Here is a 17067-nt window from a genome sequence, read left to right as displayed (position 1 = left end):
GTTTCGAGATGACGAGCAAGCTACGCCTGGACATCCCGGTCTTGTTGCCCGAGGTTGACGACATCGCAGATGCTTGCGTCGCGCGTTTGACTTCCGACCTCGAGGCGCGACAGGGCGTTGAAAAGGTCCATGTGCTGGCGGCAGAAGGTGAGAACCCTGCTCGGCTGTGCCTGCATTTCGACCCGAAAGTCCTGCCGCTAACCAGGATTCGGCAGATCGCGCAATCGGCTGGCGCGCAAATCACCGCTCGCTTCGGACATCTGACGTGGAAAGTCTCCGGCGTCGGCCACGAACGCCGGGCCCGCACGGTCGCAGAGAAGCTAAGGTCGTTGCCCGGGGTGATCGAGGCCGAGGCAAATGCCGCCGGGATTGTCCATATCGAGTTTGATCGCCAGGCCGTGTCGGAAGACGCAATCGCCGCCTCGCTACGCGATCTTGGCGTCAAGCGGAAATCGGACGTGCTGCACGATGCAAAGACTGCGCATGACGATCATGCTGGTCACGATCACGATGCTGGCGAGAAGCATTCGGAAAACGAGGGGCACGATCACGCGCATGGTGAATTCCTTGGTCCGAACACAGAGCTGATATTCGCGCTCGCGAGCGGCGCATTGCTTGGCATCGGCTACGCGGTCGAGAAGCTCGTTGCCGGCGCACCGGAATGGCTGCCGACCGCTTGCTATATCGCCGCCTACTTCTTCGGCGGTTTCTTCACATTGCGGGAAGCGATCGACAATCTGCGCCTCAAGCGGTTCGAGATCGATACGTTGATGTTGGTCGCCGCGGCTGGCGCAGCGGCCCTTGGCGCCTTTGCGGAAGGCGCGCTGCTGCTGTTCCTGTTCAGCCTCGGCCATGCACTCGAACACTACGCTATGGGCCGCGCCAAGCGTGCGATCGAGGCTCTCGCCGAGCTTGCACCATCGGTTGCAACCGTGAGGCGGGACAGCGAAACGAAGGAAATCCCGGTCGAGGAGCTTGCGGTCGGCGATATCGTCATTGTGCGTCCGAACGAACGGCTGCCGGCCGATGGATTCCTGGTCAAGGGCAACTCCAGCATAAACCAGGCGCCTGTCACGGGAGAGAGCATTCCCGTTGACAAGCGTCCTGTTGCCGATGCGGCCGCCGCGAGGGCACGACCGGATTCCGTGGATGGCGCGTCGCGTGCTTTCGCCGGAACGATCAACGGCTCTGGCGCGATCGAGATCGAGGTGACGCGCCGCTCGACCGAGACCGCGCTCGCCAAGGTGGTCAAGATGGTCAGCGAGGCGGAGGCGCAGAAGTCGCCGACGCAGCGCTTCACCGAGCGTTTCGAGAAGATCTTCGTGCCTGCGGTGCTGGCGCTCGCCGTTATCCTTCTGTTCGCCTGGGTGGTGATCGATGAGCCGTTCCGGGACAGCTTCTACCGTGCCATGGCCGTCCTGGTCGCAGCCAGTCCCTGTGCGCTCGCCATCGCCACGCCGAGTGCCGTCCTATCGGGCGTCGCCCGCGCCGCGCGGGGCGGCGTTCTGGTCAAAGGCGGCGGACCTCTCGAAAACCTCGGCTCGCTGACAGCAATCGCCTTCGACAAGACCGGAACGCTGACCGAAGGCAAGCCGCGCATCACCGACATCGTTACCGCCGAAGGCGTGGACGAGAAGGAACTGCTGGCGGTCGCTGTAGCGGTGGAAACCCTCAGCGACCATCCACTGGCCGAGGCGATCGCACGCGACGGCAAGGAGAAGCTGGGCGGCAAGGCCGTCGCCGCGGCCTCGGATCTTAAGAGCCTAACCGGCAAGGGCGTCACCGCGACGCTCGACGGCCAGACGGTATGGATCGGCAAGGCCGAGATGTTCGGAAGCGAGGGCATCCCGGCTCTGGGCACTGCCATGATCGAGGCGATCACGAAGCTCAGGGACGGCGGCCGCACGACGATGGTCGTCCGCCAGGGCGACCGCGATCTCGGTGCGATCGGTTTGATGGATACGCCGCGCGCAGCAGCTCGCGCATCACTGAAGGCGCTGCACGACATCGGCATCAAGCGCATGATCATGCTGTCAGGCGACAACCAGAAGGTCGCCGACGCGATTGCGAAAGACGTCGGACTGGACGAAGCCTGGGGCGACCTGATGCCCGAGGACAAGGTCGAGTCCGTCAAGAAGCTGCGGGCGGAAGGCAAGGTCGCGATGGTCGGCGACGGCGTCAACGATGCCCCGGCCATGGCGAGCGCTACTGTCGGTATCGCCATGGGCGCGGCCGGCTCCGACGTCGCGCTGGAGACCGCCGACGTCGCCCTGATGGCCGACGATCTCGCCCACCTGCCCTTCGCCGTCGGACTGAGTCGCCAGACACGCTCGATCATCCTCCAGAACGTGTTCGTCAGTCTCGGGGTCGTCGCCATCCTGATCCCCTCGACGATGTTTGGACTGGGAATTGGCCCGGCGGTCGCCATGCACGAAGGCTCGACGCTGCTTGTCGTCTTCAACGCGCTCCGGCTGTTGGCCTATCGCGACCCGAGCCCAAAGGGGAGCTCCAGCACGGTTTGAGCGTCTTTGATCCTTGCGTCACAGTTGGAATCTCCCGCCAACACGCTTTACAATAATCTACGCGAGACCACATATCGTGAGGTCAGCTTGTGCTGCTGCTCTCGCGAATAATGCATGGAGATGATACGCTCGATTATCGTAGAAAATCGAGTGCATAGGCGTGTCCAGGCGCGCATGGATCAGCTTAGGTTTTCGGCTGACAATTCTCGCGATTCTGATCGTAGGGCTCTGGTCAGGTCGAATTACGTTGCGAGGCGATCCGAATGTTCCTGAAGCCACGCGATCCGATGTCAGGTGGAGCAATGACCGAACGCCTTGTGCGACAAGGCCTTTGAGATATCTCTATCGCGTCGCCCTCTTGCTCTCTTGGGGCACCAACGGAGACAATGTTTCAATGATCCGACATTCTGCAACTGTCCCGCATCGACACTGAGAGATCAGTCGATCGAGCTCATCCTGTAAGGCCTTGACGTCGGCAATCTTTCGTTCGACCGTAACCGCTGTTCTCAGGCCACGGCCTTGAGTGGCGCTGGGGCATAGGCCCATGGCAGCAGGTCGTCGATCTGGTTCTGCGGGTGACCGGCGACGATGCGGGTGATGACGTCGGCGAGGTATGCGAACGGATCAACGCCGTTGAGCTTCGCGGTTTCTGTGAGTGAGGCGATCGTCGCCCAATGTTCTCCACCGCCGTCGGAACCGGCGAAGAGCGCGTTCTTTCGATTGAGGGCGATTGGCCTGATCGAGCGCTCTACCACGTTGGAGTCGATCTCGACGCGGCCGTCGTCGAGGAAGCGGCTGAGCCCAGCCCAGCGCGAGAGCGCGTAGCGGATCGCTTCGGCGAGCTTGCTCTTCTGGCTGACCAGCGCAAAATTCCCGCGTAGCCACGGCTCGAAGGCATCGATGATAGGTCGGCTTCTCTCCTGACGGGCGATGCGCCGCTCTTCGGGCGAGCGTCCCCGGATCTCGCTCTCGATCTTGTAGAGTTCGGCGGTGCGGGCGAGCGCCTCCGTGGCGATCGGCGCGGGTCCGGACTGGGCCAGTTCGTAGAAGCGGCGACGGACATGCGCCCAACAGAAGGCCAGGCTCACGGCGTTGCGCTCGGCCAACGCCCGGTATCCGGGGTAGCCGTCGACCTGCAGGATTCCGACGAAGCCCTGAAGATGCCGCAGTGGCTGCTCGGCCTTGCGGTCGGGCGCATAGAGATAGGCGACGCCGGGCGGATCGATCCCGCCCCAGGATCGATCGTCCCTTGCATAGGCGAACAGCTGGCCCGTCTTGGTGCGGCCGCGGCCGGGGTCGAGCACCGGCGCCGTGGTTTCATCGGCGAAGAGCTTGCCGGACGCCTTCAACCGCTCGAACAGGCGCTCATGGATCGGGCGAAGCAGGAAGGCCGCCTTTCCGACCCAGTCGGCGAGCGTGGACCGATCCAGGTTCACGCCTTGGCGGGCATAGATCTGGGACTGGCGGTAGAGCGGAAGATGGTCGGCATACTTCGACACCAGTACATGGGCGACGGTTGCTTCGGTCGGGATGCCACCCTCGACGAGGCGCGAGGGAGCCGGCGCCTGCACCACGACCTCTTCGCAGCTCCGGCAGGCGTATTTCGGGCGGCGCGTGACGATGACGCGGAACTGGGCCGGCACGATGTCGAGGCGCTCGGAACGATCCTCGCCCATGACGTGCAGCATTCCCTTGCAGCACGGGCAGATCTTGTCAGGGATGTCGATGACCTGCTCGATGCGCGGCAGGTGGGCGGGTAATGAACCGCGGTTGGCGCGGCGCTTCCTGGTCCGATCCTCCCGCTTGGCAGGATCACCGGCTTCCTCCGCGGCGAGGCCTTCGGCCTCGACCTGCTCGACCTCTTCCAAGCCCAGCAGCAACTGGTCGATGGGCAGGCTCTCTGCCCTGCGGCCGAAGCGGTGACGCTGCAGCTCCTTGATGATCTGGCGCAGCCGCTCGTTCTCGGCGCGCTCCGCGGCAAGCATCGCCTGAAGCGCGATTGGATCGTTGCTCAAAGGATCGGCTGGATTGCTCACAAAGCCGATTCAATCATGCATTCCAATGCTTTGCCAGCGTCTTCGCCGCCCTTGTAATCAACTTGCCGCGACCGGCGCGCGCGTCTCTCGGGCATCATGTACGCGCCGCCAGTCCAGCCCTTCCAGCAGCGCCTGCAACTGCGCCGCCGTCAACCTGACCACACCATCTGTGATCGCGGGCCAGCAGAACTTCCCGTCTTCCAGACGCTTCGCCAGCAGGCACACGCCGGTGCCGTCGAAGTAGACGAGTTTGACCCGGTCGGCGCGCTTGGCCCTGAAGACGTAGATCGCGCCACAGAACGGATCGGCGCCCATCGTCTCGCGCACCAGCGCGGCCAAGCCTTCGGCCCCCTTGCGGAAGTCCACCGGCTTCGTCGCGACCATCACCTTGACCGCACCGGTCGGCCCGATCACGACGTGACCTTCAATGCGCGGATTACCGCAGCGATCGTGGCAGACGATGCGCCGTCACCAATCCGCACCGTGACGCCCGAGGCCTCGACCTCGATCGACGCTGTTCGTCGTCGCGGCGCACGACGCTTCGCTCGCGGCGGCTTCAGCTCCTTCTGGGTCGCGGGCTCTGGCGCGACCAGCGCCGGCACGAAGGCCAGCGCTTTAGCGTCTGCCTCCGCACGCTTGCGGGCCTCGCGCCGCCAGGTGAACAGTTGCTGCGGGGTCAGGTCATGCCGGCGCGCGACCGCCGACACCACCGCTCCCGGCGCAAGTGTCTCTTCCAGGATGCGCGCTCGGTCATCGGCCGACCAACGCCGGCGGCCCATCGCGCCGTTGATGACCTCAAAACGCCGGATCTCGCCCTCCGGCTCAAGTCTATGGTCAAGTCCAGACACAAAACGATCCTCCAAAAGGATCGCCACCGTGCCTCCTCAGAGCCGTGCAAAGAAGGTGCGGTTGGAGCCCCGCTTACGTTCGACCTCGGCGACATGCTTCTTGGCGATCTCATCGACCGCCTCGCACGATCTCGATCGGTCGTCGGCAAGGTCGAGAAGCACACGGATCTGATCGAGCGAAAAACCCTAGGTCGCGGGCACGCCGAATGAAGCTGAGACGATTCAGATCCGCCGGCGCGTAGGACCGGTAGTTTCCCTCGGTTCGTTCGGGTTCCCGAAGCAATCCGCTCTTCTCGTAAAAGCGGATGGTCTCAACCTTGCTGTTGGTCAGCCGCGAAAGTGAGCCGATGGTCAGGTGTTTGTTCGTAATCTGATGTCTCTATAGTCACTACGGGGTTAGATAGTCCCAACCGCGGTTGTTTGCCAGTGGCCAGCAGGAACATTGCACGGCCGCGATTGTCAGACACCAATCACGGTGTCCACAGCTGGTGACTGGAAAAAGCTTGAGCTTGGGGCTTGAACCTCATCCAACTTGAGGCGCTACGACATCCGAATTGTACCCAGATTGCCTGCATCGCAGGGACTTTGGTTGGAGTCTCAAATGAAACAAGCGGCTACCAAACGGTCCATGAGAGTGCCACGATGACCGTCGAACTCGGGCATTTTGCACTGGTCCTCGCGTTTTCCCTGGCGCTGGTACAGTTCGCCGTACCCCTAGCCGGTACCCGCTTCGGAGACTTGAAGCTGACCGCAATCGCGGGTCCTGCCGCGATGATGTGCTTCTTGTTCACGCTGCTGTCCTTTTTCGCACTCACCGCTGCCTACGTTCAGTCTGATTTCTCGGTTGCGAATGTTTGGGAGAACTCCCATTCCGCAAAGCCAATGCTTTTCAAGGTCACCGGGGTTTGGGGAAACCATGAGGGCTCGATGCTTTTGTGGGTTCTGATCCTTACATTCTTCGGTGCACTAGTCGCTTGGTTTAGCGGCAATCTGCCGACAACGCTTCGGTCGAATGTTCTTTCGGTGCAAGGGCTGGTGGCGGCTGCGTTCCTGCTCTTCATCCTGATGACCTCGAACCCGTTTATCCGGATGAATCCCGCTCCGATGGAGGGGCGGGATCTCAATCCGATACTTCAGGATGTTGGCCTCGCAATACACCCGCCGCTACTCTATTTGGGCTATGTCGGCTTCTCGGTCTGCTTCAGTTTCGCCGTTGCCGCTCTCATCGAGGGAAAGATCGACGCTGCCTGGGCGCGCTGGGTGCGGCCATGGACGCTTACAGCATGGATCTTCCTTACCGGCGGTATCTCGATGGGCTCTTATTGGGCGTACTACGAACTGGGTTGGGGAGGTTGGTGGTTCTGGGACCCTGTCGAGAATGCTTCCTTTCTGCCGTGGTTGGCGGGCACAGCCTTGCTTCATTCCGCGATTGTGATGGAAAAGCGTTCGGCGCTGAAAATCTGGACGCTGCTACTCTCGATCCTGACATTCTCGCTTTCGCTGCTCGGCACCTTCCTGGTCCGATCTGGTGTGTTGACGTCGGTACACGCTTTCGCCAGCGATCCCGCTCGCGGGGTGTTCATCTTGATGATCCTCATACTGTTTATTGGCGGTGCTCTCACACTGTTTGCGGTGCGCGCGCCTGGATTGTCGCCAGGCGGGCTGTTTCATCCAATTTCGCGCGAGGGGGCGCTGGTTTTTAACAACCTGTTTCTGACGACAGCAGCCGCAACTGTACTAATCGGCACGCTCTATCCGCTGGTGATCGAGGTGGTAACAGGCGACAAGATTTCCGTTGGTGCCCCTTTCTTCAATCTAACCTTTGTCCCTCTCGTGGTCCCGCTGCTGCTCGTGGTTCCGTTGGGGCCTCTGCTCGCATGGAAGCGCGGCGACCTCTATGCTGTCTCCCAGCGTTTGTTCGTGGCCTTTGGGGAGCTTTGTTGGCGGCACTCGTGGGCTTCTTCGTAATTGACGGCGCCAGTGCATTGGCGGCCTTTGGCGCGGGCCTTGCGCTTTGGTTGATGTTTGGAGCTCTCACCGACATTGCCTTGAAATCTGGCGTAGGCACGCTAGCTCTGCCTGTCGTCTGGAGCCGCTTCAAAGGCCTTCCGCGTTCGGTTTACGGAACGGCCTTAGCACACTTCGGATTGGGCGTTACGGTGATGGGCATCGTCGCCGTCACATCGCTGGAAATCGAACGGATTGTCGTCATGCGCCCCGGCGAAACATTGCCAATCGCGGGCTATACCCTCAGCTACAAGGGCATTGCGCCCTATCAGGGACCGAACTTCTCCGAGGAGCGAGGTCAATTCGCTTATGTCGACGAGGCTGGTCGTGTCCTCGGTGAAATTATCTCGTCCAAGCGGCTCTACACCGCGCGCCAGATGCCGACCACGGAGGCGGGAATTGCGACGCGGGGTTTCAGCCAGCTCTACGTGTCGATTGGCGATGCAACGTCCGACGGCGGCCTTGTGGTACGCGTGTGGTGGAAGCCTCTTATTTTGCTTATCTGGCTTGGCGGTGCGGTGATGATGCTGGGCGGGACCATATCGCTATTTGATCGCAGGCTCCGCGTCGGTGCGCCGGCGGCGCGCAAGGTGAAGGGCATGATCGAGGTGAAGGTGACAGCGTCATAGACGCAACGCTCGAAGCTATGGCGCCTCAGACTAGAGTGTGCTTTTGGGCTGATCAACAGCCGACAAGTCCTGGATCATGGGAGCAAGGCTCCACCCGCAACCGAAGAATACCCTACCCTTGGTCAATCTGCGCCTTTGACCTTGCCGCTCGCTGAGCTCGGCGCTTCGCAGCGCGGCTGTTGATACCATCATGCTCCCGCACACCCGATCCGGCGGACGATTGCCGCTTGCGGAGAAACCGCAATGCTACGGCAGTGGCGATCCCCGCTATCACCATGTTGGGTAAGGCCCAAAACTCCGCTCGGAATGGCACAGCCAGGAGCGTGGAAACCGACACCTGGAGTATGGTGCCGGCTGCAAATGCAAGAATGCCAAAGCCCAGGGATCCGGGTACGACGAACGCCGAAGACTTGAGCCAGTTCATCCTGCAATTCGCTCCCGAGAATGTTTCCCTATGGCCTATCGATTAGCACGCCGATCAGGTTGGTTTGCAAGCAAGTGTCGGAATGAACCGCGCAGAGCCCAATGGTCGGTTGGCCGCCCTACCCCTGCCGGCAGCCTACACAACCAAATGGCCATTGGCGCTGGCGCGATTCTACAGGTGATCGTCGAGGTGATATCGATGCAAATGCGACAGGAGGCCAAAGGAGCGGGTTCGCTGTTAGCGCCGACCGCGATGGCCGGTCTGGCTGTCGGGATCGGCTTCATGTACGTCACGGCAATGCTGGTGAATATCTGAGCTTAGGTGGCTGAGCGGCGATGCGCTGTTATCGGGCCGACAGTGTCTGCAGCGCGTGCATTACCGTCGGCGGCAGGTCGACACGTTGATCTGGTTCCCTCCGCCACAGCAATCCAGAGACTACCGGGACTGGCGCGCAGGCTACGAATCCATCCGAGGGCGACTGAGAAAGACAGGGATTGCTCTCTGCCGCACTTTCGTTGCATTCAGCGACCGTCATGCCTAAGAAGCGTTTGTCGCTGGCAGAAATCTCTTCTCAGGAGCATCCTTGTGGCTGATGAAGTTGAAACCAAATCCGACAATCTCATTGGACTCACCGCAGATGTGGTTTCTGCTTACGTTTCCAACAATCCTGTCCCAACAGGCGAACTTCCGTCGCTTATCGGCCAAGTTCATGCGGCACTCGCGAGCAGAATGTATGGTACGGAAGATGTAAAGCCCGAGACTCAAAAGCCGGCAGTTCCGATCAAGAAGTCGGTAATGCCTGACTATATCGTCAGCCTGGAGGACGGGAAGAAGTTCAAATCGCTGAAGCGACATCTTGCCACGCACTACGGTCTTACGCCGGAGGAGTACCGGACGAAGTGGGGGCTGCCGGCTGACTATCCAATGGTTGCCCCGAACTATGCGGCCGCTCGTTCGGCGCTGGCCAAGACCATGGGCCTCGGTCGCAAGCGACAGGAAGCTGAAAAAGCTGCGCCATCAAAACGCAGCGGGAGGAAAAAGAAGGCCTGAGCTCGGCATCATATGGCGTGGCTTTCCCATCCTTCATGCGGAAATGTCGCATTGCCTGCTTGGCGGACGACGCGATAGATCAATGACGCAAATGGCTCGTCTCCTCCCAAGACGTTGGCATCGGATGTAAGGCACACTTTCGTGCGCTGCATTTCGAATCTGACCTGCCGGTTCCCATTCCGGCAGGTCTTTTCGTTCGGGCAGCGCCACACATGCCTGGTCCCTGCAATCTTCATGCACGAACGCGATCACCACGCGCTGTGCACGCTCACCCGAACGTGCAGTTATGCCGTCGACTTACGCGATAAATCTAGTTCGCACTAACTATCTGGTTGAGCATCGAATTCTCTAAATTTGTGGCGTCATATTCGAGCCAGATTCTCTCAATAGGCGAGTCAAGATACATTGCCACCTCGATCCATCACATGCGCACATAGGGAAGACGGGAGTGTACTTGCCGTAAGGCCATGCGCAGTTTTGATCGCGAGACGATTGCAGACTACCTTCGTTGCGCCTCGTCAACGAGCGATAGGGGGCAAAGAGGGGGACTGATAGCCGGCAATGCCGTCCTTTGAAGACACTCTTGTTGCTATAGGTAATGAAGCACCTCTGGTGGCTGACGGCAGGTCAAAGCCTCCCGACCGACGTGAATTGTCGACGCGCTGGTTATGCGGGACATTCTTGACCGGCATCACCTCCAGTGTGTTGATGGGAGCGGCACTTCTTGCCGCTCTCGACGGTCGCGAACAAGTGGCTAAGCCGGCCCGGGTCCTCAGTGCCTCTTCAGTGGCACATGACGCGCACCCGAACGACAAGACCGATCGGCTTGCCTCCACGCGCGTGCTAACAAGGTTGTCGGCCGGACGGCGACTCGACGTATCCACAGTAACGAGGACCGGCGATCGTGACGTGGTGCGCACGCTCCCATTCGTTCAGGTCAGAATGTCGCTCGGTGCGAGCCACGCCGGCAATGGGACCTACCCTCCTTTCGATCCGTTGGCTGTTCTCACCGAGGCTGTCCCTGCGCAAAGCACTGTGATCACCGGCAGCATCTACGGCGCCAAAGTGGACAGTGCGGTCACCTTGCGCACTGTCGACTTTCCGGTCGAAACCGCGGTCTTTGAGGAGATGAACGCCCTTTCCTCCGAAGAGGTCGAGGTCGTGGCGCGTAACGTGGGGAACATTCTTGTCGACGGTGGCGTGGAGGTGGCGGCACTGCACTATGTGGATCCGGAGCGCTTTGGTGGGGGGATCCGCGCGAGTGTGTCAGATCAAGCCTTCGGCATTCGTATTGTGGAAGAGAACGTGTCGATCGCGAGGGCCCGGAAAGAACCCGATCAGTTCACTGACTATGGCGAGGACATCGTTCCCATTCGTTCCGAAAGCGAGATTGCCGGCGTGCTGGCGGAGGCTGGTTACGTGGGGGCTGGCGCCGACGGCATGGCCGAGGCGGTCGCTATCCTCCTGGGGTCTCCGACGCTGCAATCGGGCTATGTACTTCGTCTGGGTATCGAAACGCGCGAAAGCATCAGGCAAATTGTCCGCGCCAGCATCTATAACCAGCGTCAACATGTCCTCACGGTCGCGCTTGATGACGCGCGGCGCTATGTGCGCGGTAGCGAGCCCGAGGCAAATCCGGCTGTGTTCGCCGCCTTCGAAACCTCCCATCAGCCCGTCGCACAGGCGAGCGGCGATTTGCCAACGGTGTATGACGGCATCTACCGTGCCACATCCTCGCATGGGCTGACACAACCGATGACGCGTCAGCTGGTGCAACTGCTTGCTACAAAAGTTGATTTCGAGTCGCCCGCTGATCCAACAGATCAGATCGAGGTGTTTTTCTCACAGCCCGACGAGAACGATAAAGCAACAGGGGATTCCGAGCTCCTATACATCAAAACCAACTTCGGAGGAACGGCTCGTACATTTTATCGATTTCAGATGGAGGATGGGACCACAGACTATTTCGACGAAGCGGGCCGCAGCGTGCGGCAGTTCCTGCTTCGCAATCCGATCCCTACCGGACAATTCACCTCCGGCTTCGGAAATCGACGACATCCGATCCTCGGTTATGCGCGCGCTCACACCGGCGTGGATTGGGCAGCCCCGAGAGGCACACCAATACTCGCCTCGGGAGACGGAATTGTGGAACAAGCCGGTTGGAATGGCGGCTACGGTCAACAAACGGTTATTCGCCACGCGAACGGCTATCAGACAACCTTTAACCACCAGAGCAAGATTGCTGATGGTGTGGTCCCAGGGGCGCCCATTCGCCAGGGCCAGATCATTGGCTACGTTGGTTCCACAGGTCTTTCGACCGGGAACCACCTCCACTACGAGTTGATCATCAATGGTACGAAGGTCGATCCGATGCGAATTCGCCTTCCGGCGGAAAGGACGTTGACGGGAGACGAGTTGCAGGCCTTTTTAACGGAGCGACGACGCATAGATGATCTGCTCCTTCGTTCTGCCGGCGATCTGCGGATACCCGCTCAAAATATCTAGCACTGTCGCAGATCCACGCCCCAAAGATGAGCCACTATGCCCCATTGATCGTCATCGTGCTCCGGCTCAATTCTTAGCAATACATACCAAATCGTCCAGGCACGTCCTCCGAGATCCGGACCACCCGGCTGGCGATTGCGGCAGTGCTCTGCCGGGAAAGCCAAAGGATGCGCCATGTCGAAACAGGATTGCATTGTCGTTGGAGCTGGTCCCGCCGGCCTGATGCTCGGGCTCTTGCTGGCCCGTGACGGCATCACTGTCACCGTGATCGAGAAGCACGACGACTTTTTGCGCGACTTCCGCGGCGATACCATTCACCCCTCGACGCTGGATGTCATGGACCAACTCGGCTGTCTCGACGAGTTCCTGGCGTTGCCGCACCAGAAGGCCCCTGCACTTCACGCCGAGATCGGCGGCAAAATCACCACGATCGCCGACTTCTCGCGCCTGCCAACGCGCTGCAAATACATCGCCTTCATGCCGCAATGGGATTTTCTAGACTTCATCGCCGACAAGGCACGCACATTTCCCGGATTCCGGCTGGAAATGGGCTCGATGGCCACCGGGTTGGTCGAACGGGATGGCGCCGTTCGCGGCCTCACGGTCCGGACAGCCGATGGCACGGAGCACGACATGGAATCGCCGCTTATCGTAGGCGCGGATGGCCGGGATTCCATTGTGCGCCGCATGGCAGAGCTTGAGGTCGAGGACCTGGGATCGTCGGTCGATGTGCTCTGGATGAAGCTGTCGCGCCGCGACGGCGATGCGGCGCAACCGATGAGCCATGCCGGCCCCAACCAGGGCCTGGTGATGATCGACCGCGGCGATTTCTGGCAGCTCGGCTACGTGATCGCCAAGGGAGGCTACAGGCAGGTCAAGCAGGACGGCATCGCTGCCTTGCGAGCCAAGCTCGCAGCCGTCGCTCCTCTCCCTGCCGAGCGCTTCGACGAGCTGGCCGGTTGGGGACAGGTGCATCTGCTGAAGGTTCGGATGGACAGGCTTCGGCAATGGTGGAAGCCCGGCGTGCTTTGCATTGGTGATGCGGCCCATGCCATGTCCCCTATAGGCGGGCGTCGGCGTGAACCTCGCCATCCAGGACGCGATCGCGGCCGCCAACATCCTTGTCAGCCCGCTCCGTGAGGGCACGTTGACGGACGCGCATCTTCACGCCGTCCAGAAGCGCAGGAGCTTTCCGACAAAAGCGACCCAGAAGCTCCAGCTCATGATGCGGCGACGGCGCAAGCCGGAGGGCGGGAAACCATCTTCCGGCCCGCCGGCCTTCATGCGATTCATCGCCCGCTCGCGGCTCCTGCCGCATCTTACAGGCCTTCTGATCGGTATGGGCTTTCGGCCCGAGACCATCCGCGAACGAGCGACGGGCTGCGCTTAAGGACTATCAGGCAGCTTGCTTTGCGGGCTCGTCCGAACGCCCCGACCGCGGCATGACCTGCATATAGATCAGCGAGGCGCCGGGAGCCGCGAAGGCAAGCGGTTGCGCTGGAATCTCATACACGACCTTCGAGCCTGCTGCCGAACCCTTTGCGCTTTCCACGCGGTGTTGTTGTCATGGCTCACGCGCTGACGACATGTCCTGGACTAGCTCCCAGTCATGGCAGGTGCGGTCACGATACTGGATTGATTTCGTGTGTCATGAAGCGCCGCAACAAGGGCTTGTGTTTGGGCGGACTTCAATCGCTCCTTTGCTGTAAGGACTAGGGCCTTGAATGCAATCTTGGGATGGAAAGGGCGAGCGACCAGGCCACGCTGTTCGAATTTGCTGGCCCTGAACGTTACGGAGTTGGCGATTCCAATACCAACGCCTTCGAGGGCCAGATTGCAGACCACCTCAGAATATTGCGTCTCGACCACAGTGCGAACCTGTTCGTCGGCTTCTTCGAAAATGCGTTCGATCCGCCTGCGAACGGTGTCATCCGGTGAAAGGGCAATGAACGGTTCTCCGGCGAGGTCACTGGGCGAAACAGTTTCGTGGCTGGTCAAGCGATGGCCTGCCGGCATGACGCACACGGCGGGTGCGGACATGAAGGGCTGCGTGGAGACCCGCGACACGTCGATTTCGTCGGCAGCCAGCCCGACATCCGCCTGACCGGAGGCGACCATGTCGCGCACCGCGTTTGAACCTGCGATCAGGAGGGTCACATGGCCTGACCGGTCCTTGGCTCGATATCGCTGGATCGCCTTGGGTGCGAAGGACAGACCGAGCGCGGGATAGCAGGCCAGCCGAAGCCCGCCGGCGCCGAATTCACGGATCATCGCGGCGCGGGCGCGTATTTGATCGAGGCCAACAAAGGCGCGCTGCACCTCCTCGTGCAGGCTCAACGCCTCAGGCGTCGGCACAAGACGTCCGCCAACCTGTCGGAACAACGTCAGCCTTGAGGATCTCGCGAGGCGGCCGATTGCCCGGCTGACCGCCGGCTGGCTGATGCCCAGGAAGTCGGCAGCCCGATTTGTGCTGCCCATCCGCATGACGGCATCGAAGGCCTCAAGCTCTCCAAGATGCATGATAACACCAACGCATAATGTACACCTTACGGCAGCATTATCGCACATAGGTGCACTGGGCTACACCTCTGGGCAGGAGATTGGCTTTGAAAACAGAAACCAGATTGCTGCGTGCTGAGCCAGCGAGCGATGAGGGCTTCGCCAGCCTTGCCGTTCCGGTGACGCGGGCTTCGACCATCGTCTTTCCTTCGTCCGATGCCTTCGAGCGCCGCTACGAGCACTTCTACGACTTTCTCCGCCCGTCGGCGAGCTATCGCGCGACCGCCGAGGCCGATCTTCTCGATGGAATGCAGCGAAGGCAGGAGTGCGTTTCGTTTCCGGAACTCGGCAATGACTGCTGTCGCGATCGGCAACCCGTGATCGCCGTTGGCCGCCGCATTGATTGCAGCCACAAGTGCGGCGCGGCGATCGTCTCTAGATGCAGTCCGGAGACCGAGGTAAGCCATCAACGATCGGCTGTGATCGAAACGCGTCTGTACTCGATGCGCATAGAAGGCGTAGAGGCGCGCGTCGATACCCAGCTGATCCGCAAGATAGTTGATCACAGCCGCAGGTGGCTGCTCGTTGTCCCACAAGAGCCGCCCTGTTTGTCGCATCGTGCAGAGTTGAACGGCGAAGCCCAGCTTGTTCTGCGGTCGCCGGCGGAGTTCGCATTCCAATCTATCTGCCGGGTCCAGAGTAAAGTGACGGATCAGACTATCCTCGTCCGTCGCTATGCCCAGCAGTATCGCCGCTTCCTTTGAACTGACAAGCCGTCTTCTACCCACTCGCCTTCTCCCTCGGCACTCTAAATCCCAAGGGGAAGTGGTTGGCCATCGGCCGGAAGCTTTCAACCAGCCCGGTGGCTTCATCTACAGATCTATGCGCGTGTTCGCGCTTCGTTCGATCTTAGCGTGTCTGCGGGAACGGTTCTTGTTCCGACCCCTATTGGCATCATCATGAACCGCTTTGTGATGTTCCTTATGCGCATCCCGAAGGATCCCGATCCCACCCCAGATCGCGATACCCGCGACTCCGAGACCGACCACAAGATCGGGCCAGTTGCTTCCCAGCCACCAAACCAAGCCGCCAGCGATCAGGATGCCGCCATTTGATGCGAAATCGTTGATACTAAAGGTATTTGCAGCTCTAACGTTCACATCTGGATTTTTGATCCGTGCAAGAAGCCAGACGCAGGCCAAATTCACTACAGCTGCCACCAACGCCATCGAGATCATCAGCGGTCCTAGAGGTTCCGATCCAGAAAAATATCGGCGCACCGCGTCGATCAGGATGCCGATAGCAAAAAGCAGCAGCATGCCGCCGGAGACATTCGCGGCGGAGCGCTTCCACTTATCAGCGCGGGTCATGGCGAAAAGGCTTAGACCATAGACCAGACTGTCTGAGGTGTTGTCGAGCCCGTTGGCGATTAGCGCGCTTGAATCACCCAGCGCTCCGCTGGCAAAGAATCCGACGGCAATGGCTACATTGAGCAGCAGCACGATCCAAAGCGTTAGACGCTGCCGATCCACGGGATTGTCGCCTAAGCTTTCAATCATCCCTGTAGGCCTTCGTTGGAGTGTGTGATAAGTGCACGGGTGCTATCTCATACTTAGTGTATCTAGCCTCGACGCGCCGGGAATGAGTTCTGGCACTCGCATCCGCGACGCAATGAGTGCCAGGCCCCACCTCGGCGAGGTCATGAAGCCCTCACTCGTGGCAATGGGGGAACCTGCATGAAGTTCCGTCGGATCTGAGTATCGCCAGTGTGAGACTTCCAGACCTACTGTGCTGTACTACCATCGGGTGCGCCAGCCATTAAGGCATGGTACTAATCCACTGTCATTGGGACTTTCCCGATCAGCATCCCACCTGGCCGCCCCCTGATAGCCTGTTAGACCACATAGCGGTCCCTACCACCGTAATGCTCGGTGCTACGAGTTCCGCGCGGCATACTAATACCTACCAAGAGAAGGCCGACACGAACGCTGTTCGTGGCCGCGATTCCGGTCGCCCCGGCGAAAAGCCATGGCGCGGCGACCAGACAGAGACCAAGGCGACGTTGGTGAAGCGAAGCGGGCGCGCAACCTCGCCCATCGCAATTTCCGCGGTTGTTACGATCAACGCCCGAGGAGATGATCGTTGTCGGCCATCGGAGGTTCCGAACCGAAGACGAGCCGGCGCAACATGAACCAGATACCGAGAACCACGCTGAGGATGAGGGTCCCGGGTACGGTGACGCCGCGAGCCGCGTATGAAACCAATCTGCGCGGCGGAAGATCGAAGCCAGACCGCTTTTCGTCTTTGCCTCTCCCGGGCAGCGCGTCACCCACGAAAAAGGAGCGCCAGAAGGCCGCCCGCGGCGCGTATTCGCGACCAGGAACTGACCCATACCGACGAGTTCATCGAGGGCATAGGGAGAACAGAAAGCACTATCCAGGGCATCGTTCGCCAACGGGCGCGTCCACCCATGACGCACATCAGCACCTCGAACATATGGGTCGTTGCGCCTAGATGTTTGATCCCGGACTTTGATGGGGCATGCTT

10 protein-coding genes and 3 pseudogenes are annotated in these 17067 nt (G+C 60.4%); 6 read left to right on the top strand and 7 right to left on the bottom strand.

Annotation, left to right across the window (positions count from 1 at the left end; translation table 11 throughout):
- Positions 1–8: 8 nt before the first annotated feature.
- Complete coding sequence (locus BSQ44_RS26130) at positions 9–2522, top strand: heavy metal translocating P-type ATPase (RefSeq protein WP_072608405.1); 2514 nt, start codon at positions 9–11, stop codon at positions 2520–2522.
- A 506-nt stretch (positions 2523–3028) separates the two neighbouring features.
- Here the strand turns inward: BSQ44_RS26130 and tnpC are convergent.
- From tnpC to BSQ44_RS26105, 4 genes and pseudogenes are all read right to left on the bottom strand, one after another.
- Positions 3029–4507 carry an IS66 family transposase gene (tnpC, locus tag BSQ44_RS26120; RefSeq protein WP_378215984.1) on the bottom strand — a complete coding sequence of 493 codons (1479 nt, stop codon included), beginning with the start codon at positions 4505–4507 and terminating at the stop codon, positions 3029–3031.
- A 108-nt stretch (positions 4508–4615) separates the two neighbouring features.
- On the bottom strand, positions 4616–4942 hold the full coding sequence (tnpB, locus tag BSQ44_RS26115; protein ID WP_072608433.1) for an IS66 family insertion sequence element accessory protein TnpB: 327 nt from the start codon (positions 4940–4942) through the stop codon (positions 4616–4618).
- A gap of 26 nt (positions 4943–4968) precedes the next feature.
- Positions 4969–5433 (bottom strand): IS66-like element accessory protein TnpA, encoded by a 465-nt coding sequence (gene tnpA / locus BSQ44_RS26110; protein WP_235633460.1) that lies wholly within the window; start codon positions 5431–5433, stop codon positions 4969–4971.
- 45 nt (positions 5434–5478) lie between these two features.
- Positions 5479–5776, bottom strand: a pseudogene (locus BSQ44_RS26105) (MerR family transcriptional regulator); the annotation flags it as partial.
- A gap of 272 nt (positions 5777–6048) precedes the next feature.
- On the opposite strand from BSQ44_RS26105, the pseudogene BSQ44_RS26100 reads away from it, so the two are divergent.
- The 5 genes and pseudogenes from BSQ44_RS26100 (at position 6049) to BSQ44_RS26080 (ending at position 13411) form a co-directional block, all read left to right on the top strand.
- Positions 6049–8042 (top strand): annotated as a pseudogene (locus BSQ44_RS26100) (heme lyase CcmF/NrfE family subunit).
- A 571-nt stretch (positions 8043–8613) separates the two neighbouring features.
- The gene (locus BSQ44_RS27125) at positions 8614–8781 is read left to right on the top strand and encodes a hypothetical protein (protein WP_157894707.1); all 168 of its coding nucleotides are present in this window, start codon (positions 8614–8616) and stop codon (positions 8779–8781) included.
- 270 nt (positions 8782–9051) lie between these two features.
- Positions 9052–9516, top strand: coding sequence for a Ros/MucR family transcriptional regulator (locus BSQ44_RS26090; protein WP_072608401.1), 465 nt, complete (start codon positions 9052–9054; stop codon positions 9514–9516).
- A 681-nt stretch (positions 9517–10197) separates the two neighbouring features.
- Positions 10198–12021 carry a M23 family metallopeptidase gene (locus BSQ44_RS26085; RefSeq protein ID WP_335623315.1) on the top strand — a complete coding sequence of 608 codons (1824 nt, stop codon included), beginning with the start codon at positions 10198–10200 and terminating at the stop codon, positions 12019–12021.
- Between the two features lie 174 nt (positions 12022–12195).
- Positions 12196–13411 (top strand): annotated as a pseudogene (locus BSQ44_RS26080) (FAD-dependent oxidoreductase).
- Between the two features lie 206 nt (positions 13412–13617).
- Here BSQ44_RS26080 and BSQ44_RS26075 read toward each other — a convergent pair.
- From BSQ44_RS26075 to BSQ44_RS26065, 3 genes are read right to left on the bottom strand one after another with little or no spacing between them, the layout of a single operon-like run.
- A complete protein-coding gene (locus BSQ44_RS26075) occupies positions 13618–14541 on the bottom strand; it encodes a LysR substrate-binding domain-containing protein (RefSeq protein WP_072608399.1) in 924 nt (307 codons plus the stop codon).
- A 26-nt stretch (positions 14542–14567) separates the two neighbouring features.
- Positions 14568–15392: a DUF4158 domain-containing protein gene (locus tag BSQ44_RS26070; protein WP_235633459.1), complete on the bottom strand. Its 825-nt coding sequence runs from the start codon at positions 15390–15392 to the stop codon at positions 14568–14570.
- Entirely contained in the window at positions 15393–16079 is a 687-nt protein-coding gene (locus BSQ44_RS26065; protein WP_083535057.1) for a cation efflux transmembrane domain-containing protein, read from the bottom strand.
- Positions 16080–17067: the final 988 nt, after the last annotated feature.

This window comes from Aquibium oceanicum, assembly GCF_001889605.1.
GTDB classification, from domain to species: domain Bacteria; phylum Pseudomonadota; class Alphaproteobacteria; order Rhizobiales; family Rhizobiaceae; genus Aquibium; species Aquibium oceanicum.
The sequence above is the reverse complement of the archived record's forward strand: the minus strand, read 5'-3'. Positions and strand labels throughout refer to the sequence as shown.

Coding starts and splice junctions, on each gene's coding strand:
- BSQ44_RS26130 (WP_072608405.1), top strand. CDS start 9: ATGACGAGCAAGCTACGCCTGGACATCCCGGTCTTGTTGCCCGAGGTT.
- tnpC (WP_378215984.1), bottom strand. CDS start 4,507: ATGCTTGCCGCGGAGCGCGCCGAGAACGAGCGGCTGCGCCAGATCATC.
- tnpB (WP_072608433.1), bottom strand. CDS start 4,942: ATGGTCGCGACGAAGCCGGTGGACTTCCGCAAGGGGGCCGAAGGCTTG.
- BSQ44_RS27125 (WP_157894707.1), top strand. CDS start 8,614: ATGGCCATTGGCGCTGGCGCGATTCTACAGGTGATCGTCGAGGTGATA.
- BSQ44_RS26075 (WP_072608399.1), bottom strand. CDS start 14,541: ATGCATCTTGGAGAGCTTGAGGCCTTCGATGCCGTCATGCGGATGGGC.
- BSQ44_RS26070 (WP_235633459.1), bottom strand. CDS start 15,392: ATGAAGCCACCGGGCTGGTTGAAAGCTTCCGGCCGATGGCCAACCACT.
- BSQ44_RS26065 (WP_083535057.1), bottom strand. CDS start 16,079: ATGATTGAAAGCTTAGGCGACAATCCCGTGGATCGGCAGCGTCTAACG.